General features: G+C 61.6%; 23 protein-coding genes. 4 read left to right on the forward strand and 19 right to left on the reverse strand.

Annotation, left to right across the window (positions count from 1 at the left end; translation table 11 throughout):
- Positions 1 to 18: 18 nt before the first annotated feature.
- The 5 genes from C5J22_RS26060 to C5J22_RS26080 all read right to left on the reverse strand — a co-directional run bounded on the left by C5J22_RS26060 (position 19) and on the right by C5J22_RS26080 (position 5,571).
- Complete coding sequence (locus tag C5J22_RS26060; RefSeq protein WP_256386170.1) at positions 19 to 3,120, reverse strand: response regulator; 3,102 nt, start codon at positions 3,118 to 3,120, stop codon at positions 19 to 21.
- Between the two features lie 141 nt (positions 3,121 to 3,261).
- Positions 3,262 to 3,654: a type II toxin-antitoxin system VapC family toxin gene (locus C5J22_RS26065; protein WP_105440602.1), complete on the reverse strand. Its 393-nt coding sequence runs from the start codon at positions 3,652 to 3,654 to the stop codon at positions 3,262 to 3,264.
- Complete coding sequence (locus C5J22_RS26070) at positions 3,654 to 3,896, reverse strand: type II toxin-antitoxin system VapB family antitoxin (RefSeq protein WP_105425371.1); 243 nt, start codon at positions 3,894 to 3,896, stop codon at positions 3,654 to 3,656. The genes C5J22_RS26065 and C5J22_RS26070 overlap by 1 nt, the downstream gene beginning before the upstream one ends.
- Before the next feature lie 64 nt (positions 3,897 to 3,960).
- On the reverse strand, positions 3,961 to 4,476 hold the full coding sequence (locus C5J22_RS26075) for an invasion associated locus B family protein (protein WP_172746788.1): 516 nt from the start codon (positions 4,474 to 4,476) through the stop codon (positions 3,961 to 3,963).
- A gap of 309 nt (positions 4,477 to 4,785) precedes the next feature.
- Positions 4,786 to 5,571 carry a methyltransferase domain-containing protein gene (locus C5J22_RS26080; protein ID WP_105440603.1) on the reverse strand — a complete coding sequence of 262 codons (786 nt, stop codon included), beginning with the start codon at positions 5,569 to 5,571 and terminating at the stop codon, positions 4,786 to 4,788.
- 115 nt (positions 5,572 to 5,686) lie between these two features.
- Here C5J22_RS26080 and C5J22_RS26085 point away from each other — a divergent pair, with 115 nt between their 5' ends.
- From C5J22_RS26085 to C5J22_RS26095, 3 genes are read left to right on the forward strand one after another with little or no spacing between them, the layout of a single operon-like run.
- Positions 5,687 to 6,823: an ABC transporter substrate-binding protein gene (locus tag C5J22_RS26085; RefSeq protein WP_105440604.1), complete on the forward strand. Its 1,137-nt coding sequence runs from the start codon at positions 5,687 to 5,689 to the stop codon at positions 6,821 to 6,823.
- A 6-nt stretch (positions 6,824 to 6,829) separates the two neighbouring features.
- Positions 6,830 to 7,906 (forward strand): iron ABC transporter permease, encoded by a 1,077-nt coding sequence (locus C5J22_RS26090; protein ID WP_105440605.1) that lies wholly within the window; start codon positions 6,830 to 6,832, stop codon positions 7,904 to 7,906.
- Entirely contained in the window at positions 7,900 to 8,652 is a 753-nt protein-coding gene (locus tag C5J22_RS26095) for an ABC transporter ATP-binding protein (protein WP_046665963.1), read from the forward strand. Before C5J22_RS26090 ends, C5J22_RS26095 begins: the two co-directional genes overlap by 7 nt.
- Positions 8,653 to 8,698: 46 nt before the next feature.
- On the opposite strand, the gene C5J22_RS26100 is transcribed toward C5J22_RS26095, so the two are convergent.
- The 13 genes from C5J22_RS26100 to dctP form a co-directional block, all read right to left on the reverse strand.
- Positions 8,699 to 9,418 carry an ABC transporter ATP-binding protein gene (locus tag C5J22_RS26100; protein ID WP_105425284.1) on the reverse strand — a complete coding sequence of 240 codons (720 nt, stop codon included), beginning with the start codon at positions 9,416 to 9,418 and terminating at the stop codon, positions 8,699 to 8,701.
- Positions 9,415 to 10,164, reverse strand: a complete 750-nt coding sequence (locus tag C5J22_RS26105; protein WP_105435163.1) for an ABC transporter ATP-binding protein — start codon at positions 10,162 to 10,164, stop codon at positions 9,415 to 9,417. Before C5J22_RS26105 ends, C5J22_RS26100 begins: the two co-directional genes overlap by 4 nt.
- Entirely contained in the window at positions 10,164 to 11,201 is a 1,038-nt protein-coding gene (locus tag C5J22_RS26110; protein ID WP_105440606.1) for a branched-chain amino acid ABC transporter permease, read from the reverse strand. Before C5J22_RS26110 ends, C5J22_RS26105 begins: the two co-directional genes overlap by 1 nt.
- Positions 11,198 to 12,055 (reverse strand): branched-chain amino acid ABC transporter permease, encoded by an 858-nt coding sequence (locus C5J22_RS26115; protein WP_105440695.1) that lies wholly within the window; start codon positions 12,053 to 12,055, stop codon positions 11,198 to 11,200. Before C5J22_RS26115 ends, C5J22_RS26110 begins: the two co-directional genes overlap by 4 nt.
- A 250-nt stretch (positions 12,056 to 12,305) precedes the next feature.
- Positions 12,306 to 13,484: an ABC transporter substrate-binding protein gene (locus tag C5J22_RS26120; RefSeq protein ID WP_105440607.1), complete on the reverse strand. Its 1,179-nt coding sequence runs from the start codon at positions 13,482 to 13,484 to the stop codon at positions 12,306 to 12,308.
- A 284-nt stretch (positions 13,485 to 13,768) separates the two neighbouring features.
- Positions 13,769 to 14,980 carry a LysR family transcriptional regulator gene (locus C5J22_RS26125; protein ID WP_105440608.1) on the reverse strand — a complete coding sequence of 404 codons (1,212 nt, stop codon included), beginning with the start codon at positions 14,978 to 14,980 and terminating at the stop codon, positions 13,769 to 13,771.
- An 80-nt stretch (positions 14,981 to 15,060) separates the two neighbouring features.
- Positions 15,061 to 15,993: an MYG1 family protein gene (locus C5J22_RS26130; RefSeq protein WP_105440609.1), complete on the reverse strand. Its 933-nt coding sequence runs from the start codon at positions 15,991 to 15,993 to the stop codon at positions 15,061 to 15,063.
- Positions 15,994 to 16,118: 125 nt separating this feature from the next.
- A complete protein-coding gene (gene greA / locus C5J22_RS26135) occupies positions 16,119 to 16,601 on the reverse strand; it encodes a transcription elongation factor GreA (RefSeq protein ID WP_105440610.1) in 483 nt (160 codons plus the stop codon).
- Between the two features lie 197 nt (positions 16,602 to 16,798).
- Complete coding sequence (locus C5J22_RS26140) at positions 16,799 to 17,968, reverse strand: ABC transporter substrate-binding protein (RefSeq protein ID WP_105440611.1); 1,170 nt, start codon at positions 17,966 to 17,968, stop codon at positions 16,799 to 16,801.
- Positions 17,969 to 18,441: 473 nt separating this feature from the next.
- Positions 18,442 to 18,882 carry a type II 3-dehydroquinate dehydratase gene (locus C5J22_RS26145; protein ID WP_105440612.1) on the reverse strand — a complete coding sequence of 147 codons (441 nt, stop codon included), beginning with the start codon at positions 18,880 to 18,882 and terminating at the stop codon, positions 18,442 to 18,444.
- Between the two features lie 4 nt (positions 18,883 to 18,886).
- Positions 18,887 to 20,188: a TRAP transporter large permease gene (locus tag C5J22_RS26150; RefSeq protein WP_105440613.1), complete on the reverse strand. Its 1,302-nt coding sequence runs from the start codon at positions 20,186 to 20,188 to the stop codon at positions 18,887 to 18,889.
- A complete protein-coding gene (locus tag C5J22_RS26155; RefSeq protein WP_105440614.1) occupies positions 20,185 to 20,703 on the reverse strand; it encodes a TRAP transporter small permease in 519 nt (172 codons plus the stop codon). Before C5J22_RS26155 ends, C5J22_RS26150 begins: the two co-directional genes overlap by 4 nt.
- Before the next feature lie 97 nt (positions 20,704 to 20,800).
- Positions 20,801 to 21,784, reverse strand: a complete 984-nt coding sequence (dctP, locus tag C5J22_RS26160) for a TRAP transporter substrate-binding protein DctP (RefSeq protein ID WP_046631907.1) — start codon at positions 21,782 to 21,784, stop codon at positions 20,801 to 20,803.
- A 238-nt stretch (positions 21,785 to 22,022) separates the two neighbouring features.
- Between dctP and C5J22_RS26165 the strand changes: the two genes are divergently transcribed.
- Positions 22,023 to 22,697, forward strand: coding sequence for a GntR family transcriptional regulator (locus tag C5J22_RS26165; RefSeq protein WP_046665951.1), 675 nt, complete (start codon positions 22,023 to 22,025; stop codon positions 22,695 to 22,697).
- 71 nt (positions 22,698 to 22,768) lie between these two features.
- Here C5J22_RS26165 and C5J22_RS26170 read toward each other — a convergent pair whose 3' ends face one another.
- Positions 22,769 to 23,551: a helix-turn-helix domain-containing protein gene (locus C5J22_RS26170; protein ID WP_105431036.1), complete on the reverse strand. Its 783-nt coding sequence runs from the start codon at positions 23,549 to 23,551 to the stop codon at positions 22,769 to 22,771.
- Positions 23,552 to 23,576: the final 25 nt, after the last annotated feature.

Consider the following 23,576-nt stretch of genomic DNA (forward strand, 5'->3'; position numbering starts at 1 on the left):
GGGCGAGACGACTGGTTCTCAGCCCTTCTGCACTGCAATCTTCTCGAAGGCTATTGCGATCTCCTGGCTGCCGTAGGGCTTCTTCAGAAGCACCGCGCCTTCTACTGCCGCTTCGTCCGGAATGCGGTCGTTGCCGGTCGCGAATACGATACCGACATCGGGAGATAGCTTGCGCGCCTGTTGTGCAAACTCACCGCCGGAAAGACCAGGCAGGCCGAGATCGGTAACCACAACGTCAAAGCTACGCGCCTCGATCATGGTAATCGCCTCCTCCGCTGTCGAGGCTTCGGAAACCTGGTGCCCCAGTTCGGCCAGCAGATCGGCGGTGCTCATGCGGATCAGGAAATCGTCCTCGACCAGCAGCACGGAATAGCGCGGCAGAACCGGCCGCTGTCCGATCGGCGGGGCGGGCGGCTTGGCTGCGAACGACGCCCTCACCCGGTTGCGATGCTGCTGGCCGTTCAGCACATGGCGGATCTTTCGCGCCAGGGCTTCGCGGGTATAGGGTTTCGAGAGCAGTTCGACGCCGGGATCGAGCCTGCCGCCGTGCACGATCGAGTTTTCCGTATAACCCGAGGTGAACAGCACGGCGATATCCGGCATCCGCTCGCGCGCGTGCCTGGCAAGCTCGGTGCTCTTCAGCGGCCCGGGCATCACAACATCGGTGAACAGAAGATCGACCGGCACGCCGCTTTCGATGATACTCAGCGCACCCGCAGCGTCCTTCGCCTTCAGCACCGCGTAACCGAGATCGCCGAGCAGCTCGACGACGGTGGCGCGCACCTGCTCGTCATCCTCCGCCACCAGAATGGTCTCGGTGCCGCCTGTCACCGGACCGAAATCGGCATCAGTGACGAGATCCTCGCTACGCTGGATGCGCGGGAAGTAGATCTTGACGGTCGTGCCCTGTCCAAGCTCGCTGTAGATCTTGATATGGCCGCCGGATTGCTTGACGAAACCGTAGACCATCGAGAGGCCGAGGCCGGTGCCCTTGCCGATGGGCTTCGTCGAGAAGAACGGCTCGAACACCTGTTCCATCACCTCCGGCGTCATGCCGGTGCCTGTGTCGGTCACCGCCAGCATGACATATTGGCCGGCCGGCACGTCCGCATGCTGGCGCACATAATTGTCGTCAAGAAAAGCGTTGCCCGCCTCGATCGTCAGCTTGCCGCCGCCTTCCATCGCGTCGCGGGCGTTGATCGCGAGGTTGAGGAGCGCATTCTCGATCTGGGTCGGGTCGACCAGTACATTCCAGAGGCCGCCGGAGCGGACCGTCTCGACCTCGATATCCTCGCCGAGCGTTCGGCGCAGCAGCTCTTCCATGCCGGTCAGGAACCGGCCGATATTAACGACCTTCGGCTCCAACGGCTGGCGACGGCCGAAGGCGAGCAACTGACTTGCGAGCTTGGAACCACGCTGCACCCCGGCAAGCGCATTCTCCACCCGGCGCCCGGCGCGCTCGTTGCCGGCAACGTCCTTGGCGAGAAGCTGAAGATTGCCGGAAATCACCTGCAGCAGGTTGTTGAAGTCGTGCGCGACGCCACCTGTCAGCTGGCCGAGCGCTTCCATCTTCTGGCTCTGGCGCAGCGCCTCTTCCATCTTCATGCGCTCGGAGATTTCGGAGGCGATCTTCTGTTCGAGGCCGGCGTTCAGCACCTGCAGCGCCTCTTCGGCGCGCTGGCGTTCTGTCAGGTCGCGCTCCGCCGCACGGAAGAGCCGCGCATTATCGATGGCGATCGCCACCTGGCCGGCAGCCCCCACCACCAGCCGCTCATGCTCCTCGCGGAACTGAGCCGGCTCGGCATGGCCGAAGAAAAGGCCGCCGAGCACTTCGCCGGAGCGGGAGATCACCGGAACCGTAAGATAGCTGCGCACCGGCAGATGCCCCTTCGGCATGCCGAAATACGGATCATTCCGGCCGTAGCGTGGGTCCGCCATGATATCGTCGGAGCGGATAACGCCCTCGCCGCTGAATGTCGGCGCGAAAACGGCCGTGTTGCGCGGCATCGGAAAATTCTCGAAAGCCGACCGGGGAACGCCGGACAGCGCATAGAGCATGTAGCTCTCGCCGCGGTCGTTGACGACGTTGTAGAAGAAAGCTCCGAGCTGGGCGCCGGTTAGCTCGACGCCGGCGTCGGTGGTCATCTGCACCACCTTTTCGAGGTCGAGTTCGGCGGAAAGTTCGGCCCCGAGCCGGTTCAGCACCTCGAGATGCCGGGTCTCCTTGAGAAGCGCGATCTCCGCCTTCTTCAGATCGGTGACGTCGCTGCCCTGGATGAAGATGCCAGTCGGCTGGCCGGCGTCGTCGACGATCGGCTGATAAACGAAATCCACAAAACGCTCTTCCGGCGGCTGTCCGGGACGGCGCGCCAACATTACGCTCACCCCTTGGCCGAGATGGGGACGGCCGCTTCTGCGAACCTCATCGAGCAGATCGGAAAAACCCTGCTCCGCCACTTCGGGCAGGGCTTCGCGGATAGGCCGCCCGAGCAGTTCGCGGCCGCCGACAAGGCGCATATAGGCGCCGTTCGCCATTTCGAAAACATGGTCCGGGCCGCTCACCATGGCCATGAAGCCCGGCGCCTGGTCGAACATCAGTCTCAGACGCTCGCCCTCGCCCTGCAGCCGTCGCTCCGCCCGCACCTTGGCAGTGTTCTCGACGACGATCGCCACCACGCCGAATGGCTTTCCGGCCTCGTCGTAGACCGGGGAATAATAGAGGTTCATGAAGGCGGAGGCCGGCACGCCGGAGCGGTCGAGCACCATCTCCTGGTCGGAATAGGCAAGCGTGCCGCCGGCGAAACAGACCTTCATGACGTTGTCGTTGAAGTCGGCGACTTCAGGCCAGCCCTCGCGCACCTTGGAGCCGAGGATGCCGGGATGGCGCCGTCCGGCAAAATCGGAATAGGCGTCGTTATAGATCATCACCCCGTCCTCGTTCCACAGCGTGACGATCGGGACCGGCGAACGGAGCATGAGGGAAATCGTGGTCTTGAGGCTCTGCGGCCAAGTGGCGATCGGCCCAAGCGAGGTGCCCGCCCAATCGAAAGCCGCGATAAGACGGGCCATTTCGCCGCTATGGGAAAGAAAGGCTGTCTCGGCAGTCGAATGATTCATCATCGGGCTTTCGGCGGCGATCGGCTATGCCGTCTTACATGACAACGATCACCTGAGACAGCCTTTTTGACAATCGTCAACTAGGGCATTGCCACGAAAAAGCCATGGGCGCAGAGGGCTATTTTCGACGTAGTGCGAAGGACTTCAGGCGAGGTCCGTACGGGCAAAGTCGTCGCCCTTGTAGAGTAGAGAGAGGCCGCGGTTTTTGGCGCAGGCGTAAGAGAGGCAATCGGCCAGGTTAAGCTGCGCCGGGTGTCCCCTGCCCTTGCCGTAATCCCGGAAAGCCCGGATCGCCAGCTCGCCATCGGCTTCCTCGATCGGGACGATCTGGATTTTCGTCTCTTTGAAGAAATCAGATAGACCCTGCTCGATGATGATGGGATCCTCATCGAGCTTCGTCGACAGCCTCATGGTGGTCTCAAGTACGACCAAGGCGCTGGTGCAGAGGTTTTCCGCCGCTTCGATCTTGCTTATCCACTGTGGGGCATCCTCCTCCTTGGAAAAGATTGCGACGATGACGGAAGTATCGACGAACACTAATGGCCCCACATTTCGTCGATTTCTTCTTTGGTCATGTCCCGTCCCTCGCCACCCTTGATGGCGTGAAGGCGATCGACGATTTTCATCACACGTTCCTGCAGGGGCGCTTCCGCCTGTTCCTCTTTTGACAGCTTCTCCTCAAGCGCCTCGATTACCGCCTCGGTCATGCTGACGTTACGTTTTTTTGCAAGCCGTTCCGCGAGTTCGCGGGCACGGGGATCCCGTATCTGCAGGTTCATGGCAGTCGCTCCGGTCTTTGTCATGACAGATACCACATCCGTCATGACAAAGCGAGCGAAACCCTCAGCTGCAACGCCCTGCCTGGGTCAATGCCGCGCTCACGCCGGAAAGCGAGAAGGTGTAGCTGGTCTGCGTGCCGCGCTGGGAGACCGCCTCGAGCGTCATGCTGCTTCCCGATTTCATCGCCGCGATGAGTGCGGCATCGATGCTCTCCTGCTTCGTCCACCCGGAATTGCCCTTCGGCTCCAGGGCGAAGGTCCGGCCGTCGACGGTGACCGTCATCTGCGATCCGCCCTTGAGGTCGTAACCCATGATCGCCTGCGGATAGAAGCCCGATCCGGAAGGTTTCGGCGCCACCAGGAAAAAGTTGTCGCCGTGATCGACATTGGCGGGCTGCATCTGGGTCGGCGTGGTCAGCACGTAACAGGTCGTACCGCCGTCGCCCTTGTAGGAATAGAGACCCCAGGCATCGAATTTTCTCACCATGCTCGGGGTGGGCTGGGCAAGGACGGGTGCTGCGATTGTGGAAAGAGCGAGCGCGGAAAGGGCGAAAAGCTTGATGGACAATCTTGTCTCCATGGTCGGAAATGGCGAGGGAGCCGCGGCGGCGATGACCGCGCGCAGAAGATAGCCCATTCAAAAATCGATCGGTTATCACAAGGTTAATGCATCGGGCGCAGATCCCGAAACGAGGCACTCGCAAGGCCCGGATGAGGCCAGATCGTGATCCGCGTTACTTTGCGCTTCCCCCGGGTTTCGGGGGAAGCGGTCAAAGGTTAATGCCCCACGGTCACAGCCCGGTCACAATCATGTCAGGCGGCCATAAATGCTGTGCACATTTGCCGTGGGTCGAAAGGTGGCCGCCAGGGGCCACCTCATATCGGGAGATTATTCCGGCTTCGTCGCGCAGATCGCGAAGCGTTCCTGCACCATACGTTCGAGACCGCGCAGGAAGGGCATCTTTCGGGCCTGGGCCCAATGGATGTCGGACAGCTTACGGTCGACGACGATGTTGACGAAACCCGCCTTGGTCAGCAGATCGACCACCGCTTCGGCCGGCATCGCGTCGGAGAAATAGACGCGCGAGCGGATGTTCTGGTGACGCGCCGCCATGGCAGGGCTCATGTGGCTTGGCGCAGGCTTGCCGGTGATCCTCGACCAGAACTTCTGCAGGCCCTTGACCCAGGTCTCCTTGCCCATGTTGCCGTCGAGGATCAGCAGCTTGCCGCCCGGCTTCAGGACGGAGAACCATTCCGCAAAGGCGGTCGGCGGATCGACCAGCGTCCACACCAGATGCCGGTTGGTGATGACGTCGTAGCTGTTCTTCGGCTCCATGGTGTTTTCAGCATCACCGGACACGAAACGGATATCGGTGCCACGCTTCGCGGCCTTCGCGCGCGCCTGGCCCAGCATCGCATCCGACCAGTCGAGACCGGTGACCTTGAAACCCACGTCGTTCATCAGATGCGAAATGACGGCAGTGCCGCAGGCGAGATCCAGAGCAGCGCGGCCGGTGCCATCGCCCAGATGCTTGCGTATCAGCCGCTGCCAGCCCTTGCGTTCTTCCTCCGAGAAGATTTCATGGCCGACGCTCTCGTCAAACGTCGCCGCTCTTTCCGACCAGAAGTCGCGGATTTCATCACGGATGGAATAGTTGGAGTTCATCGAATTCATTATAGGCGCCCCGACAGTCAGACTACTTTGGAAAAGCTCTAAAACATAGAACTTGATTCCAAAAGTCATATTTCATATGCATGCGGACATTATCAGACATCGGGGGAGTTTCCAGATGAATTTCGCGAAAATGCTTGCAACATCAACGGTTGTGCTGGCGAGCCTTCTGCCCTTTTCCGTGCTGGCGCAGTCCTTCACCGTCAAGGACGTGGCCGGCCGCGAAGTGAAGTTCGACAAGCCGGTTGAGCGCGTCATTCTCGGGGAAGGCCGGATGCTTTATTCGGTTGCTCCGATCGAAAAGGAAGATCCCTTCGCCAAGATCGTCGGCTGGCGCAACGACCTGTTGACCACCGACAAGGACGGTTACGACACCTATCTCGCGAAATTCCCGAAGGGCAAGGAACTGCCTTTCCTCGGCAATCTGACCGACGGCACGCTTCAGACCGAGACCGTCATCAAGCTGAACCCGGATGTCATGCTGCTGCCGATCGGCAACAAGAAGGCTGCCGACGAGGTTAAGCTCGAGGAGATGCTGAACAAGATCGGCGTGAAGATCGTCTATATCGACTTCCGCGAGCAGATTCTTGCCAATACCGAACCGAGCCTCAAGGTGCTCGGCAAACTTTTCGGCCACGAGGACCGCGCCGAAGCCGTCGCCGGCTATTGGAAGCAGCAGATGGCGCGGGTGACGGACAAGCTCAAGACCGCCAACCCGAAGAAACCCAATGTCTTCATGTATCGTGCGGCCGGCCTGGTTGAGTGCTGCGGCACGTTCGGTCCGGACAATTTCGGTTTGATGGTGGATTGGGCCGGCGGCCATAACCTCGGTTCGGACTTCCTGCCCGGTTATACGGGCTCGATCAATGCCGAGCAGGTCGTCGCCTCCAATCCGGATGTCATCGTCGTCACCGGTTCCAACTGGAGCCAGACCAAGAACGCCAGGGACTTCGTGAATGTCGGCCCGACGGCCGCCGCAACCGCCGAGAACAGCGGCAAGGCGCTGGACGCCCTGATGCAGAACGCCGCCTTTACTGGTTCCAAGGCGGTCGCGGGCGGCAATGTGCATGCCATCTGGCACCAGTTCTATACGAGCCCCTACCAGTTCGCCGCCGTCCAGCAGATGGCAAAATGGTTCCATCCCGATCTGTTCGCCGATCTCGATCCGGACGCGACCTTCAAGGAATTCCACGAAAAATTCCTGCCGGTCCCTTATCAGCCGGGTTACTGGCTGGATGCCAAGGCAGCGAAGTAAACCGATATGGCCGAGATCGCCGCATTGCCATTGCCGATCGAAGCTGAAGCGGGGCGGGAGCGCTACCGCGCCCTCGCCCGCCGGAAGCTTCTGATCCTCGCCGCCATGACGGCCGCTCTCTGCCTGTCATTTGCCGTCGATCTCGCCTGGGGGCCGGCCCGCTACAGCCTCGGCGAAGTCGTCGCGGCGCTGATAAACCCCTCGTCCGTCTCGGCCCAGATAAGGGCGGTCGTCTGGGATATCCGCATGCCGGTCGCCGTGATGGCTATCGTGGTCGGGGCCGCGCTGTCGGTCGCCGGTGCGCAGATGCAGACGATCCTGGCCAATCCGCTCGCAAGCCCGTTCACGCTCGGCATCTCGGCGGCTGCCAGTTTCGGGGCGGCGCTGGCGATCGTCACCAGCGTCTCCATCCTGCCGGTTGCGGCCACCCTGCTGGTGCCGGTCAACGCCTTCATCATGGCGCTGATCGCCACGCTGTTCATCCATTTCATCTCGCAGATGCGCGGCGTTTCGGTGCAGACGGTCGTCCTGCTCGGTATCGCGCTGGTCTTCACCTTCAACGCGCTGCTCGCCTTCCTGCAATATCTCGCTTCCGAGCAGGCGCTGTCGGCCGTCGTCTTCTGGACCATGGGCAGCCTCACCAAGGCGACCTGGCCGAAGATCGGCATCACCCTTGCCGTCCTGCTGATCGCGCTGCCGCTGTTTGCGCGCCACGCATGGGCGCTGACCGCGATCCGGCTCGGCGAGGACAAGGCCGCGAGCTTCGGCGTCAATGTCCGGCGCATCCGGCTCGAAACCATGCTGATCATCTCGCTGCTCGCCGCAGTCCCGGTCAGCTTCGTCGGCACGGTCGGTTTCGTCGGCCTGGTCGGCCCACATATCGCCCGCATGATCCTCGGGGAAGACCAGCGGTTCTTCCTGCCGGGCTCCATCCTGTCGGGAGCGCTGCTTCTGTCGGTCACGTCGATCGTCTCGAAGTCGATCATCCCGGGCGTCGTCTTCCCGATCGGCATCATCACGGCGCTGGTCGGAGTACCGTTCTTCTTCTCGCTCATCCTCTCGAACCGGAGCCGGTCATGGTAGCGATGCAACTGCAATCGGTCGGCGCCTATCACGGCCGCAAGCTGTTCGTGGAAGACGTGACGACGCCAGTCATGAAGGCGGGAGAGCTGATCGCCGTCATCGGCCCGAACGCCGCCGGCAAGTCGACGCTGTTCAAGCGCATCACCGGTCTTCTGAAGGGGCCGGGCAATATCGTCATCGATGGTGCCAGGACCAGGAACGCCATCACCTACATGCCGCAGGACACTTCGGCCAATGCGGTGCTGACCGTCTACGAATCCATTCTTCTCGCCCGCAAGCAGGGCCAGTCCTGGAGCGTCAGCGATAGCGACCTTTCGTTCATCGACGAAATCATGAGGGCGCTCAACATCACCTCCATCGCGTTTCGCGATCTCGGCGCGCTCTCCGGCGGCCAGCGCCAGCTGGTGTCGATCGCCCAGGCGCTCGTGCGCGAACCGGAAATCATGCTGATGGACGAACCGACCAGCGCGCTCGACCTTCACCGCCAGGTCGAGGTGCTGGATTTCATGCGGCGTCGGGCGCGCTCGAAAGGCATGATCGTGATGATCGCCATCCATGACCTCAACCAGGCCCTGCGTTTTGCCGACAAGGTCCTGGTGATCGCCAACGGCCGCATGCGCGCCTGCGGCAACGCGCGCGAAGTCGTCACCGTCGACATGCTGCGCGACGTCTACAAGGTCCACGCCCGCATCGAGAAATGCTCGATGGACCACGACCACGTGATCGTCGACGGGACGGCACACTAATCGGCGATAGGGAAGAGGCCTTTGTCTCCCCCGGCAACTTTCTGAACTAGTGCGGTGCACCCTTTTCCACGGTCAGATGCTTTCCGAGGATATCCTCGTTGGCGAGCAGGTCGGCGCTGGTACCCTGGTAAACGATCGCTCCGCGATCGAGGATGACGGCGTCGTCGGAAAGCGGCAGGACCTTGCGGGCCTTCTGCTCGATGATGATGGCCGACATGCCCTCGCCCTGGGTAATGCGCTGGATCGCCGAAAGCAGTTCATCGACGATGATCGGCGCAAGGCCTTCGGTCGGCTCGTCGAGGAGAAGCAGTTTCGGATTGACCATCAGCGCCCGCCCGACCGCCAGCATCTGCTGTTCGCCACCGGAGAGCTGGTTGCCAAGGTTCTTGCGGCGCTCTTTGAGGCGTGGGAACATCGTATAGACCCGTTCCAGCGTCCAGACGCCGGGGCGCGCGATCGCCGTCATGTTCTCCTCGACGGTCAGCGACTTGAAGATGTTGCGCTCCTGCGGCACCCAGCCGATGCCTGCCGCGGCACGTCGGTCGGCCCGCAGTTTCGTCACGTCGCGTCCCATCAGGTGGATCGAGCCGGAATGATGCGTGGTGACGCCGGCAAGCGTATTGACGAAGGTCGTCTTGCCGGTGCCGTTGCGGCCGAGCAGCGCCAGCGTCTTGCCCTCTTCGATCGTCAGGCTGATGCCGGCGAGAACGCTCGCCTCGCCATAACCCGCGACCAGCTTTTCGGTGACCAGAACCGGGGCGCTCATGCGTTTTCTCCAAGATAGACGGCCTTGACCCGTGGATCGCTGGAGATTTCCGCAACCGTTCCTTCGACAAAGACCGCGCCCGCCACCAGAACCGAAATCCGGTTGGCGAACGAGAAGACCAGATCCATGTCGTGCTCGATCAGCAGCACGGTGACGTCGGCGGGAAGGTCGGAGACGATCTGCAGCACTTCGTGCCGCTCGTCCTCCGGCACGCCGGCCGCCGGTTCGTCGAGCAGCAGCACGCGTGGCTTTGACGCAAAGGCCAGCGCGATCTCGAGCAGGCGCTGTTTGCCATAGGGCAGGATCACGGTGCGCTCGCCCATCACAGAGGCAAGGCCGAAGCGCGCCAGCAGGTCTGCCGCCTCGTCCACCACCTTGCCGTAACCGGCGATCGATCGCCACAGATTGTGGCCAACGCCTTCGCGTTCGGCGATCGCCAGCGCCACCGTTTCGAGCGGGGTGAACTCGTTGAACAGCTGGTTGATCTGGAAGGTGCGGGTCAACCCGCGCTTGACCCGCCGGAACGAGGCCATCGAGGTGATGTCCTCGCCTTCGAGGAAAACCTGGCCTTCCGACGGCGGCAGGACGCCGGTCAGAAGGTTGATCAGCGTCGTCTTGCCGGCGCCGTTTGGGCCGATCAGGGCATGGCGAGCGCCGCGTTCCACCTTCAGGCTCACATCGTTGGTGGCGAGGAAGGCACCGAAGCGGCGCACCAGATGCCTGGTTTCGAGAACGATCTCGCTCATCAGCGGTCCTCCTTCTTCGAGAGGCGCTCGGGCAGGTATTCGACCCACCGCGACAGCCGGTCACGGCCGATCAGCACCAGGATGACGAGCAGCAGGCCGATATAGAACATCCAGTATTGCGGCGTGATCACCGACAGCCAATCCTTGACCAGCGTGAACAGGATCGCCCCGAAGATGCCGCCATAGAGATAACCGGTACCGCCGATGACGAGCACCAGCAGAACATCGGCCGAGCGGTGGAAGGCGAGCACATCGGGGGAAACGAAGGCCGTCGTCTGGGTGAGCAGCGCCCCTGCCATGCCGGCAAACACCGCCGCGATCGTATAGGCGGTGACGATGCGCTTGCGGCCAGGCACGGCGACCATGGCAGAGCGCATTGAATTGCCCTTGATCGCCTTCAGCGACAGGCCGAAAGGCGAAAAGGCGATGCGGCGCATGATCATCGTGCCGATGAAAAGAACCCCGACGCAATAGAGATAGCCGACCTTGCCGAACAGATCGAACTCGAACATGCCGAGGATCGGGCCGGGCGAAAAACCGCTGAGGCCGTCGGCGCCGCCGGTCAGCCATGCCATCTGGTTGGCGACTTCCGCCATCATCAGGCCGATGCCGAGCGTGGTCATCAGGCGGGTAAGGTCGGAGCCGCGCAGGATGAGGAAGCTGGTGAGCAGGCCAAGCACGCCGGAAGCGGCGCCCGCGACGATCAACCCGGTCACCGGTTCGGCGAAATAATGCTGCGCCATCAGGCCCGCCACATAGGCGCCAAGTCCGAAGAAGGCGGTGTGGCCGAGCGAGACGATGCCGGCGAAACCGAGCACCAGGTCGAGAGACACGGCAAACAAAGCCAGAATGGCGATCTCGGTGAGGATTAGCATCTTCGACGGCAGCAGGAAGTAAGCGGCGATCGCGGCGATCCAGACGATGATCTCGTAGAAGCGGATGCGGCTTCTGCGCTTCATCAGCTTCGCAGCGCGGGCCTCGGCTGCAGCAGTGGAGGAATTTGCGGACACGGTGGTTTCCTGCGGAAGAACGCTCATCGGCCGCCCCTTGAGAACAGGCCGTTCGGCCGTACGATCAGCATGATGATCATCAGCGCGTAAATGACGAAGGGACCGATCGCCGGCACGTAATATTTGCCGGCCACGTCAGCAATGCCGAGCAGCAGGGCGGCAAGGAACGGGCCGGAGACGGTGGACGTGCCGCCGACGGAGACGACGATGAGGAAGTAGATCATGAATTTCAGCGGGAAGTTCGGATCGAGCCCGAGGATTTCCGCGCCCATCGCCCCGCCGAGACCGGCAAGGCCCGAACCGAAGGCGAAGGTCAGCGCAAAGACCAGCGGCACGTTGATGCCGAGGCCCATGGCGACACGCCGGTCGTCGACCGCGGCGCGCAGTCGGCTGCCGAACCGGGTCTTCGAGAGGATGAGCTGCAGCGCGAGCGCAAGTGCCGCGCAGACGATGATAGTGAAGAGCCTGTAGCGGCCGACGCCGACGCCGAACACGTCCATGCGGCCGGAGAGTTCCGGCGGCAGGTTGATCAGCTGCTGCTGGCCGCCCATGAAATAGTCTGTCGCTGCAATCGCCATGAAGACGATGCCGATCGAGAAGAGCACTTGGTCCAGATGCGGCGCCTGGTAGAGCCACTGGTAGAGCGTCCGTTCCAGCACGAGGCCGATCAGCGCCGAAACGATGAAGGCCGCCGGCAGGCACCAATAGAAGGAGATGCCGTAGCGGTTCATCATCACCACGGTCACATAGCCGCCGGCCATGGCAAACGCGCCATGCGCCAGGTTGATGAAGTTCATCAGACCGAGCGTCACCGTCAGCCCGCAGGCCAGAATAAAAAGCAGCATGCCGTAGGCGATGCCGTCGAACAGGATTGTCAGCATGTAACTCTTCTCTGCGAGGCCCTGCTGCGAGCGATGATGTTGCCTGGCATTGTCGCCGGGAAAACGAAGGGGCTCAAGTGCCTTGACCTTCTTGTTATGAACCTGCCCCCTCATCCGCCTGCCGGCACCTTCTCCCCGTCAAGCCGGGGAGAAGGCATATGCTGCGCCGGTTGCGGGTTCCCCCCTCGCCCCGTTTACGGGGAGAGGGTGCGCCGAGCGAAGCGGAGGCGGGGTGACGGGATATCCTTGCTTACTTGGCGTCGGCCTTTTCAGGATCCTTGAGATCCTTGAACGTCTGGAACTCGACGTTCTGCAGCTCGCCGTTCACATCCTTGACCTCGCGCATGTAGATGTTCTGGATGATGTCGCGGGTTTCCGGATCGATCGAGACGGGACCACGCGGGCTCGTCCAGGAGAGGCCCTTGACGGCCGCCATAAAGGCCGGGCCGGTGACATCGCCCTTGGTCTTTTCGAGCGCTGCATAGATCAGCGCCATACCGTCGTAACCGCCGACCGACATGAAGTTCGGGCGCATGTCGGCATTGGCCTTCTTGAAGGCCGCGACATATGCCTTGTTTTCCGGGCTATCGTGCGCGGTCGCGTAAAAATGGCCGGTGATGGTGCCGATTGCCGGCTTGCCCATCGAGTTGAGGATATCGTCGTCGGTGACGTCGCCGGTCGCGATCAGCTTGATGCCGGCATCGGCGAGGCCACGGTCGGCGAACTGCTTCATGAACAGCGAACCGGCACCCGACGGCAGGAAGACGAATACGGCATCGGGCTTGGCGTCACGGACGCGCTGCAGGAAGGGCGCGAAATCCGGGTTGGCGAGCGGCACGCGCACGGCCTCGACGATCTCGCCGCCCTTGGCCTTGAATTCCTTGGTGAACCATTTTTCGGCGTCGATGCCCGGGCCGTAGTCGGAAACGAGGGTCACCACCTTCTTGATCTTGTTGGCGGCAGCCCAGGTGCCGACCGGCAGCGAATATTGCGGCAGGGTGCCGGAGGTGCGGGTGATGTATTCCGACGCCTTGGTGATCGAAGCCGTGCCGGCAGCCATGACCACCGACGGGATCTTCGCCTGGGTGGCGACCGGCGCAACCGCCATGGCAAGCGGCGTCAGGCCGAAACCGGCCAGAACCTTGGCGCCGTCGTTGACCACCAGTTCCTGGGCAATGCGGCGGGTCTGGTCGGCCGTGCCGGCGTCGTCGCGGATGACGAGTTCGATCTTCTTGCCGGCGACCGTGTCGCCCTTCATCGCCATGAAGGTCTTGACGCCGGCCGAAACCTGACGACCGGTCGATGCAAAGGGACCGGTCATCGGCAGGATGAGGCCGATCTTTATGGTTTCCTGGGCGGCTGCCGGAATGGCAGCAAGGCAGCTGAGCGCTATGCCCGCCGCTGCGATGAGCGTTCTTCTGTTCAGCATGTATTTCCTCCTCCGAGTGCAGAATTTTCTTATGGAGGCCTTGCCGGACTTCAGCCCAGGCCCGCCAAAACCGGTAGCCTATATCGTTGACTGCCGATATGTCAGTCAACGGGTGGAGATACTTCGACGTCCCACCACTTTCAATTTTTCGTTAACCTCCATGGGCCCCGACACGGCGATCCCCGTGCCAACACCAGTCTCTCCACCTGCCTGGCACATTTGCACCTTAGCCCGGCCACGTCTCCACGCTCAATCAGTTCATCTGCCGGACTCATAAGTTATGGTTATAGCGGCCGATCGGACCAGGTCGGCAGAAGCTCCAGGAACGCCTGCTGCGCGGCCGTCGGCAGCCAGTCCCTTCTCGTCGTCACTCCAATCGGCCGCGACGTGTGGCTGAGGTCGAAAGGCAGCGCCCGCATCAGCCCGCGGGCGATCTCCGCTTCCGCCTGGAGACGGGAGGTGCAGCCGAGATGGTCGCTGGAATCGAGCAGCTCGCGCATCAGGATCAGTGAGCCGGTCTCGACGATGCTCTTCGGCGGCCCGCTTGGCGAACCGGCAAAGACGCTGTCGAAATACCGGCGCATCGGCGTGCCGCTCTGGTTGACGACCCAGGGGAAGGCGGCAAGCTCCTCGACGGTCAGTTCCTCACGGCCGGCCAGCGGATGCGCCTGCCCTGAAACCATGACCACCGTGTCGTGGAACAGCACCTTCTGGTCCACATCGCCGATCGGGGCCGGCACCCGAAGCGCGCCGAGCATGAAATCCACTTCGCCACGACGGAGAGCGCCCAGCAGGTCCGGGTAAGGACCCTCCTGGATCTGGATCGGCAGGTTCGGCCGGATCTTGCGGAAACTGGCGATCGCCTTCGGCAGGACATAGGATTTGGCAAGCGGCGTTGCACCGATGACGATCTGGCCGATCTCGGCCGCCGTCAGTTCCGCAAGATCGGCATCCGCCTGTTCGAGCTCGACGAAGGCGAGCCTTGCCGCCTGAGCGAGCGCATGGGCCGCGCGCGTGGCGACGATACCGTAGGACGTCCGTTCGAACAGCGGACGCGCAGCCTCCTCCTCGAGCTGACTGACGGCGCGATAGACCGCGGGCTGGCTGAGGCCCAGGCGGTTCGCGGCCAGCGTAAAATTCTCGGTTTCGCGGACCGCGATCAGCGATTTCAGCTGCGCGGTCGTCGTCGTTACCCGCAGTCGCGGCGACAGTTCCGACAAGGCGGGATCAAGATATCCGAAGGCGCGCTTGATGCGCAGCGCCAGGATCTCGCCGGCGCCATTGGCAAAGATCCGCTGCGGCGTGCGGGAAAACAGCGGCAGGCCGGCGGTCTTTTCGATCTTCGACAGCGCCTGGGTGACCGCCGGCTGGGAGACGAAGCAGAGTTCCGCCGCCCTGGTCACCGAGCCGGTATCGACGACCGCGAGGAACGCCCTCAGGTGCCTGAGGCTGTGATGCAGGATGGTGGATGCCGATGCGGCCTGCGAAGAACTCATGATGGGCTCTTCTAGCACATCTGGTCGACGCCGGAAGCGGAAGGCCGGCCCCAACGGAGCCTCTTCGGCTGCAGCCGCCTTTACTTGGTCCCGTTGGCGACAGCTTCCCTAACCGCGAGCTCCGCCATGGCGAAAGCGGCTTCGCGAGTCCTGGCTGCGGCGATGAACCGGCCATTATGACAGAAGCTGGCGCCTTCGACGCCGCAGACTGCCTCGAGATCCCGATCGGTCAGGCCGGCCCAGGCCGCCGGCAGATCGGCGCGCACCTCGAAACCTTCATCCGCACGGCGGATGGTCGTGAGGCACCAGTCCTTGTCGCGCGGGTGAACGACGAACAACAGATGATCGGCGCCTGCCTTGATGATCGCCGGGCGGAATGGCATTCCCACCGGCAATTCCAGAATGCGCCCTTCACCCGTATCCACGATTGCCTGGTGCACGAGCGCCTCGGCCCGCAGTTTGGCAGCGCTCTGGGCAATCCGTGCCTCGACGAAACTGCGGGCAATGGCGAGTGCCGCGTGAAAGCTGCGGTTTTCAGCTTCCGGGTCTTTTTCGTCGAACACGGGTTTCAGGGTTTCCAGGAGAGCGGGCAGAGTGAGCCCAGCCAGCGGCCCCGCAATCGAGGGGCTGAGCGCGCCATTGTCCATCAGATCGATCGGAAGCACGAAGCTCGCATCGAAAGAGGCGTGCAAAGCCTCGATATGAGCGCCGGGAAGGCCCAGGGCTGCAAGGTAGTCACGGCCATAGTGCTTCCAGACCAGCCCGAACGAGCTGTAAGGCTGGCCATCGTCGCGCAGCGGCGCACCGCGCTGGTGGTGATCGAAGACCTGCGCCGCAGCGTCATAGGCGCCGCCGACATCGTAGATGATGCGGTCGGCACCGGGCGTGATCCATTCGGGCGCCCGGCTGCGAACGATCCGAGCCTTTGGGAAAAGCCGGGTCAGGACGACGCTCGACAGCAGTTCGTCGGCATGGAAGCCACCCGAATGGGTGACGAGAAAATCTGGGGTCATGCCGGGATGCGCCTTGTGGTTCGCTGAAGGTCGGTTTGCAGTCAGCACCTGATAACCATTGCCGGACGGCTGCTCAACCCGTCATTCACCGGTTTGAACACGGATACAGCGGCTATATGAGTATTTCAGTAGATTGCGAGGATCTCCAGCTCCTGACCGCCGACGCTGACGACATCTCCGACAGCCTTGCCCACAAGCAGCCTTGCGACCGGCGAAACGAAGGAAATCGATCCGGCCTTGGGGTCCGCTTCATCCTCTCCGACGATCCGATAGGTCTGGACGCGCCCATCGTCGCGGCTGAAGGTCACGGTGCTGCCAAAGGCGACATTGTCGGATGAGATCGGGTCCGGGACGAGCTTGGCCGTGTGAACTCTCGCTGCAAAATAGCGCGCGTCGCGCAACGGATTTGCCTGCTGGCGCCGCCGTTCATTGATGTCCTCGATCGCGCTCGCCGCGCCATAGGCCTCGCGCGCCTGCGCGAGCTGCAGTTCCAAGGCCTTCAGCCCCGCTTCCGTCACCAGGTTCGGATGCGGCGAAATCGGACGATCCGGCAGCAGGGTTTCCGAAGCGGTTTCGGAACTCTCTTCCTTGGTGAAGGCAACGCTCAATTTTAAACTCCGTCTGGTACGGCGCCCTCGCAGCGCATGGAGCGCCTGGCTCGCCCGTTTTTCGGCCCATGCATACGACAACAACGGAAGAACTGCCAATCTCGATCCATCGGCCCCGATCCATGCTCTAAGCAGACCCGAAACCAAAAATGGCGGACCTAGGCCCGCCATTCCCATGTCGAAAGTTCCATCCCGCCTTACTTGGCGTTCGGGTCCTTGATCTTCGGGAAGGTCGCGAATTCGACATTGTAGAGTTCGCCGTTCACTTCCTTGACTTCGCGCATGTAGATGTCCTGGACGATATCGCGGGTGGCCGGATCGATGGTGATCGGACCGCGCGGGCTCGTCCAGGTGGCACCCTTCATGGCTTCGATGAGCTTGGTACCGTCGGTATCGCCATTGGTCTTCTTCAGTGCCAAATAGGCGAGCGTCATGGCATCATAACCGCCGACGCCCATGAAGTTCGGGCGCATGTTCTTGGCGGCCTTCTTCACCTGGGCGACAAAAGCCTTGTTTTCCGGGCTGTCGTGCAGGGCCGAGTAGAAATGGCCGGTGATGACGCCCTTGGCGACCGCGCCCATGCCGTTCAGCAGGTCGTCGTCGGTGACGTCGCCGGTGGCAATCAGCTTGATGCCGGCGTCGGCAAGGCCGCGGTCGACATACTGCTTCATGAACTGCGCACCGATGCCGGCCGGTACGAAAACGAAGACCGCGTCAGGCTTGGCGTCACGGACGCGCTGCAGGAAGGGGGCGAAATCCGGGTTCGCCAGCGGAACGCGGATCGCCTCGACGATCGTACCGCCGTCTTTCTTGAACTGGTTGGTGAAACCCTGCTCGATATCGATCCCCGGACCGTAATCGGAAACCAGCGTCACCACCTTTTTCAGGTTGTTCTGCACTGCCCAGGTGGCAACCGGAACGGCGGACTGCGGGCCGCCCATCGAGGTGCGGACGTAATACTGCGACTGCGGCATGATCGCCGAGGTCGTTGCCGAGGTGATGATCGCCGGGATCTTCGCCTGGTTGAGAACCGGCGCGACCGACATGGCGAGGGGCGTCAGGCCGAAGCCCATCAGCATCTTGGCGCCGTCATTGACGACGAGCTCCTGGGCGATGCGGCGGGTCTGGTCGGCGACACCGCCGTCGTCGCGCAGCACGACTTCGATCTTCTTGCCGGCGACGGTATCGCCGTTCAGCGCCATATAGGCTTTGACACCCGCCTCGACCTGACGGCCGGTGGACGCGAACGGGCCGGTCATCGGCAGGATAAGGCCGATCTTGACCGTTTCCTGCGCGGATGCCGGAATGGCAACGAGGCCGCCCATGGCGAGACCGGCCGCAGCCATCAATGTTCTTCTGGTAATCATTTCTCTTTCCTCCTCAAAGACGAACTGTTCTCAAAGCTCCCGGTGACAGACCGCGTCCTCCTTGCGGCGTCCGGCCCATCACAGCCTGTCGGATATATCGGGGAGATCGCGATCAACAGTCAACGGGCGCGATAGTTTGGCGCCTGACTATTTTCCGCGTTCGTCAGCCGGCTGAGCGTGGCTAGGCGTTTCCCGAGAGCTGGGCCTGGATTTCGCAAATCCGTGTATACAGATCCGCTGCTTACGTCGCGTTTTGCCAAAACCTGCTCCCGGAAATGACTAACTTCGAGCCAGACATCCAAACCGCAAGAAAAACCGGGATAAAAGGCATGCCCTGCGCTGCCAAGAAAACCGCCGGCCTGCTGCTCCCCCTCCACGCCGTTATACCAGCAATAAGTCTGTATACATTGCCTGTCAATATTAGCCTTTGGGCCGAGAGCGTTATTTACCCGAACGCGAACCGCTCGACCTGGTTATCGTCTCTGCTCTTCGATCAGTCGCTCCAGGGCCTTCACCGCCAGCGGATAACCGGTCGCCCCGAGGCCGGCCATCACCGTCGTCGCCGTCATGGAGACATAGGAGTTGTGATAGATCGGTTCACGGCGATGGATATTGCTGATGTGAAACTCGATGATCGGCCTGGTGAACATCTTCAACGCATCGAGGAGCGCCAGCGACGTGAAGGTGAAGGCGGCGGGGTTGATGATGATCCCCGCACCCTCGTCGATCGCCTCATGCACCCAGTCGATCAGCTTTTCCTCGCTGTTGGTCTGGCGGAATTCGACCGGGCGTTCGCCCGCCGCCTCCCGGCACCACGCCTCCACTTCGCCAAGCGTCGTGGTGCCGTAGATTTCCGGCTCGCGTTTCCCGAGCCGATTGAGGTTCGGACCGTTGAGAATATAGATCGGTTTCATCGGTTCACCCCTGATAACCCATTAGGCGCGGAAGCCAGAGGACGACGTCTGGCACGAAAGTGATGATGACCAGGCTGACCACCATCCAGAAAAGGAAGGGTGCCGCGTCCTTGATGATGTCCTTCACCGGCACACCGGAAATGTTCGTCATGATGAAGAGCAGCAGCCCGTAAGGCGGCGTGACAAGGCCGAGCATGATGTTGACGACCACCACGACCCCGAAATGCACCATGTCGATGCCGAGCGCCTGGGCGGTCGGAATGAAGACCGGCACGATGATCAGGAGGATCGCTGTGCCTTCGAGCACGCAGCCGAGCAGAAGCAGCAGGATGTTGACGAGGATGAGAAAGCCGGTGGGCGTCAGGTCCCAGCTGGTCAACAGTACCCGCAGCGTGTCCGGGATATTTTCGATCGTCACGACATAGTTGAAGACCAGGGAACCGGCGATCAACATGCCGATCGACGCCGTCGACTTGGCGCTGAGCAACAGCGAATCGTAGAACGCTCCGAAGCTGATGCTCCGATAGATGACCAGCGAGATGACCAGCGCATAGGCGGCGGCGAGCGCGGCGGCTTCGGTCGGGGTCGTAATACCTGAATAGATGCAGCCCAGCAGCACGACCGGCATCATCAAGGCCGGGAAGGCCCGCCCGGTGATGCGGGGAATATCCCGCAACGGCACCGGATCTTCGACGGGGAAATTTTTGCGCCGCGCGGTGATCGCCACCTGCATCATCTGCAGGCCGGCCATCAGCAGGCCAGGCACCATCCCCGCGAGGAAGAGGTAGCCGATCGAGGCATCCGATACGAGCGCATAGATGACCATCGGGATCGACGGCGGAATGATCGGACCGATGACGGACGTGACGGCCGTCAGCGCCGCGGCATAGCTTGGCGTATAGCGCCCGTCGCGCGTCATCATGTTCTGCATCATCCGGCCGCTGCCGGCGGCATCGGCGATCGCCGACCCGGACATGCCGGCGAAGATGATGCTCTGGACGATGTTGATATGCGCAAGACCGCCGCGGAAACGGCCGACCAGCACGTTGCAGAACGCCAGCAGCCGCTCGGTCATCGAACCTATATTCATGAATTCCGCGGCCAGCACGAAGAGCGGTACCGAAAGGATGACGTAGTTCGAATACATGCCGTTGAGGAACTGTTCGGCCACCGTGCCCATGTCCGCCCCGGCGAGGAGCAGGTAGAGGATCGAGCCGCACATCATCGAAAGGCCGATCGGCAGGCCAAGGAAGGCGAGCGCCGTGATGACGACGAGCGCGATCGAAAAGGGGCTTGTGAAGTTCATACGCCCGAGCCCGCCTTGGTGGGATCAAAGGCTTCAGGCGCCCTGCCGCGAACCGCGAGCACCCCAAGCCAGATGTAACGCACGATCATTGCGACAGCGAAGACGATGTAGATGGAATAGAGGTAGTCGAAGCGGATCTTCAAATAGGCGGTGCTTTCCACCTTCATGAAGGTCACGTAGTCGATCACCGCCGGCAAGGATATGCCGAACAGGACGACGAGTGTCATGGCGCAGATGATCTGCATCACCCGCCGCGCCCTGTCGCCGGCGCCAGCCCAGAAGAAGTCGAAGCGGATCTCCTCCACTTCCCGCACCACGAAGGCAGCGCCGAACAGCACGATCCAGATCCACAACACGACGCTGATCTCGTTGGTCCAGCCAACCGACAGGTTCAGGATGTAGCGAAAGATGATCTGCAGAACGAAGGCGACAAACATCCCGAGCAGCATCAGTGCCAGGAGATTTTCGGCGCGGCGCCGCAGCCACCCGCCGGCAGCGATAAGTTTCGAATTCATCTACCCCCTCCCCCGGAGGTTCGGCCACCAGGCCGGGCGTTTAACCGCTCCGGCCTGCCGCCGCATTTGTGAGGTGCCCGCCCATGGGCGGGCTATTTCAGATTGCCGCGACCTTTTCGAGGACGCCTTTCGGCCAGGACTTGGCAAGGTCGGAGGCCAGGTATTTTTCCTGGGCAAATTTGCGGAAGGCGGCGATGTCCGGCTCGTAAATATTGAGGCCGGCCTTCTTGAATTCGTCGACCAGCGTCTTCTCCTGCGCAAGGTGCTGGTCCTCGCTCCACTTCATCGCCTTGTCGGCGGCTGCCTGGAAGGACTTCTGCTGATCGGCGCTCATGCCCTTCCAGATCTTGCTGGAAATGGTCAGCAGATCGTAGCCGATGAGGTGCGAGGTCATGACGATCTGCGACATGACTTCATAGAACTTCATGTTCTTGACGTTCGGCAGCGGATTGTCCTGGCCATCGATCGCACCGGTCTGCAGTCCGGTATAGACTTCGGCATAGGCCATCGGCGTGGGGTTGGCCCCGAGCGCGGCGCCGAGGAACTGCCATGCATCGCCACCTGGCATGCGCAGCTTGATGCCCGCCATGTCCGCGGGCGTGGTGATCTTCTTGTTCGGCTTCAAACCGATCTGCCGGGCGCCGAAATAGGTCGGGCCGAGAATATGAACGCCGAGTTTCTCGTCGGCCATCTTCTTGAATTCCGCGCCGGCCTCGCTCTGGAAGAACTTGGTCACATGCTGCGCGTCGCGGAACAGATAGGCCGAGGTGAGCACCGACCATTCCGGAATCTGGTTGGAAATATCCTGCGGAGCGATATTGCCCATCTGCAGATTGCCGCGTTGGATGGCGACGAGCTCGGTGCCCTGCTTGAAGAGGTTGCCGCCGTAATAAGGCTCCAGCTTGTAGGAGCCGGCAATCGCCTCGGCGAACATCTTGGTCATCTGGGCGCGAATATCCTGTTCGGAAAATACCGCGGAAAACTTCAGGACCGGCTTGTCCTGTGCCAGCGCCGGCACGGACAGGGCGGCGGTTGCCAATGTGGCGCCGAGAAAGTGTCGGCGGGTCAGATCGAATGTCATGGGCTGGTTCCTCCTCCTCACGGCGCGCCGCTTACCTGCGACGAAGCCTCCCTTGTGCAGGCCATTCCTCCCGAGAATGCGCACCTTTGTATTGTACGAAATAGTTCGTATAAGTCAATTCCGTCTTTGCCTGACTTCTCGATCTTTCGAGCTGCAATCGCAAAGCATCCTATTAACGGCATTTTGCCCTGTATTTTCTGTTTCATCAGCTATATACGATCTGCTCAAAGGGGGAAACATGCTGAAATCAGGAAAAGAGGCAGCCGAGACGATCGGCGAGACCGTGTTTCGGCGGATACGCCAGGATATCATTTCCGGCGCACTGCCCCCTGGTTCCAAGATCAGGCTCGAGCAGACCAAGGAGCGTTATTCCGTCAGCGTCTCGACGCTCAGGGAAATATTGAGCCGGCTCACCACAGAGAACCTTGTTATCGCCGAAGGGCAGCGTGGGTTCGAGGTGAGCCCTGCGTCGCGTCAGGAACTCCTGGAACTGGCCGACCTTCGCATCCTGCTCGAAAGCCATGCGATCGGCCTCTCCTTCGCAACGGGAGATCTGGACTGGGAAGCGCGGATCGTCGCGGCGCATCACAAGCTTTCGGCGATCGAGCGCCAGCTTCTCGAAGGCGATGCCTCACGCACCGTCGATTGGGTCCGTTACGATTGGGAATTTCATCAGGCTCTCGTCTCGGCCTGCAATTCCGAGACGCTGATGGCGACGCTCTCATCCGTCTTCGACCGCTTCCTGCGTTACCATCTGCTGGCCGAAAGTTTTCGCGGCAAGCCGGTGGTGGACGACCACCGGCGGCTTTTCGAGCTTGCCATGAAACGGGATGTCGGCGGCGCTCAGGATATACTGACGCGGCATGTCCGCAACGGCACCGAACATGTTCTGAAAAGCGGCCGTATCCGCTGATATGGCAACAGGTTTGCCGAGACGGTTCAGCATGTCCTTTCGGCCTCGATCCGGCAGACGACGCTAGCGGATCAGGTGGCAAAACTGTTGGAGAGACGGTCCAGATCTTCCGAGATTGCAGCTGCGGCCGACTGCAGGATCGGAGCGTAGCGTTCGCAAGCTTCCCGTTCCGAGCCGAAGGCCGACTTGAAGTAGGTCAGCCCTATGCTCGCCAGGACCCGCCCGCCCTGGCCGATGATGGGAACACCGATGGTATTGGAGTTCTTTGGCTCCACGAGAGACGACCGGGTGGCGTAGCCGTCTCGATGGACCTTGCTGACAACCCGCTTCAGTTCGGCCGGATGATGACTGAGCGCGTTCTCCGGATCGTCCGACCTCTTCAGCACGTCGATGATCAGGTCGAATTCATCCTTGTCGAGGAAGGCAAGGTAGGCGAGGCCCAGTCCGCGCGTAAGCAGACAGAGACGTTTGTTGACCGTACTGTGAAACGGCGAAATAAAGCTGTCCGGCACCGTGCTGAACCGCACCACCATCCCGTCATAGTCCGGCAGGGCTATCGCTATCGGCCATTTGTGCTTGCGGGTCATTGCGATGGCCCAGGCGCGCCCTGCTTCCACGACCAGCGGTCCCTTGTGAAAGCCGGAGCTCAAGGATGTCACCAGCGCGCTGACCTGATAGCCTCCCTGCCGCGTATCATTTTCCACATATCCGGCTTCCTCGAGCGTCCGCAGGATACGAACGAGAGTAGGTTTCGGGAGCTTTGTCCGGGCATGCAGTTGGGCAATTGTATTGATTGGGTGAAGGTTCAGCTCTTGCAGAACATTCATCGCGCGTTCGATTGCTCGAATGCCCATGGATCCTCCTCCCGTAGAATCTAGA

The sequence above is a fragment of the Neorhizobium sp. T25_13 genome (assembly GCF_002968675.1).
GTDB classification, from domain to species: domain Bacteria; phylum Pseudomonadota; class Alphaproteobacteria; order Rhizobiales; family Rhizobiaceae; genus Neorhizobium; species Neorhizobium tomejilense.

Coding starts and splice junctions, on each gene's coding strand:
- dctP (WP_046631907.1), bottom strand. CDS start 21,784: ATGACATTCGATCTGACCCGCCGACACTTTCTCGGCGCCACATTGGCA.
- C5J22_RS26125 (WP_105440608.1), bottom strand. CDS start 14,980: ATGAGTTCTTCGCAGGCCGCATCGGCATCCACCATCCTGCATCACAGC.
- C5J22_RS26105 (WP_105435163.1), bottom strand. CDS start 10,164: ATGAGCGAGATCGTTCTCGAAACCAGGCATCTGGTGCGCCGCTTCGGT.
- C5J22_RS26145 (WP_105440612.1), bottom strand. CDS start 18,882: ATGAAACCGATCTATATTCTCAACGGTCCGAACCTCAATCGGCTCGGG.
- C5J22_RS26170 (WP_105431036.1), bottom strand. CDS start 23,551: ATGGGCATTCGAGCAATCGAACGCGCGATGAATGTTCTGCAAGAGCTG.
- C5J22_RS26155 (WP_105440614.1), bottom strand. CDS start 20,703: ATGAATTCGAAACTTATCGCTGCCGGCGGGTGGCTGCGGCGCCGCGCC.
- C5J22_RS26150 (WP_105440613.1), bottom strand. CDS start 20,188: ATGAACTTCACAAGCCCCTTTTCGATCGCGCTCGTCGTCATCACGGCG.
- C5J22_RS26130 (WP_105440609.1), bottom strand. CDS start 15,993: ATGACCCCAGATTTTCTCGTCACCCATTCGGGTGGCTTCCATGCCGAC.
- C5J22_RS26090 (WP_105440605.1), top strand. CDS start 6,830: ATGGCCGAGATCGCCGCATTGCCATTGCCGATCGAAGCTGAAGCGGGG.
- C5J22_RS26165 (WP_046665951.1), top strand. CDS start 22,023: ATGCTGAAATCAGGAAAAGAGGCAGCCGAGACGATCGGCGAGACCGTG.
- C5J22_RS26120 (WP_105440607.1), bottom strand. CDS start 13,484: ATGCTGAACAGAAGAACGCTCATCGCAGCGGCGGGCATAGCGCTCAGC.
- C5J22_RS26110 (WP_105440606.1), bottom strand. CDS start 11,201: ATGAGCGTTCTTCCGCAGGAAACCACCGTGTCCGCAAATTCCTCCACT.
- C5J22_RS26115 (WP_105440695.1), bottom strand. CDS start 12,055: ATGCTGACAATCCTGTTCGACGGCATCGCCTACGGCATGCTGCTTTTT.
- C5J22_RS26085 (WP_105440604.1), top strand. CDS start 5,687: ATGAATTTCGCGAAAATGCTTGCAACATCAACGGTTGTGCTGGCGAGC.
- C5J22_RS26140 (WP_105440611.1), bottom strand. CDS start 17,968: ATGATTACCAGAAGAACATTGATGGCTGCGGCCGGTCTCGCCATGGGC.
- C5J22_RS26070 (WP_105425371.1), bottom strand. CDS start 3,896: ATGAACCTGCAGATACGGGATCCCCGTGCCCGCGAACTCGCGGAACGG.
- C5J22_RS26080 (WP_105440603.1), bottom strand. CDS start 5,571: ATGAATTCGATGAACTCCAACTATTCCATCCGTGATGAAATCCGCGAC.
- C5J22_RS26075 (WP_172746788.1), bottom strand. CDS start 4,476: ATGGAGACAAGATTGTCCATCAAGCTTTTCGCCCTTTCCGCGCTCGCT.
- C5J22_RS26095 (WP_046665963.1), top strand. CDS start 7,900: ATGGTAGCGATGCAACTGCAATCGGTCGGCGCCTATCACGGCCGCAAG.
- C5J22_RS26060 (WP_256386170.1), bottom strand. CDS start 3,120: ATGATGAATCATTCGACTGCCGAGACAGCCTTTCTTTCCCATAGCGGC.
- C5J22_RS26100 (WP_105425284.1), bottom strand. CDS start 9,418: ATGAGCGCCCCGGTTCTGGTCACCGAAAAGCTGGTCGCGGGTTATGGC.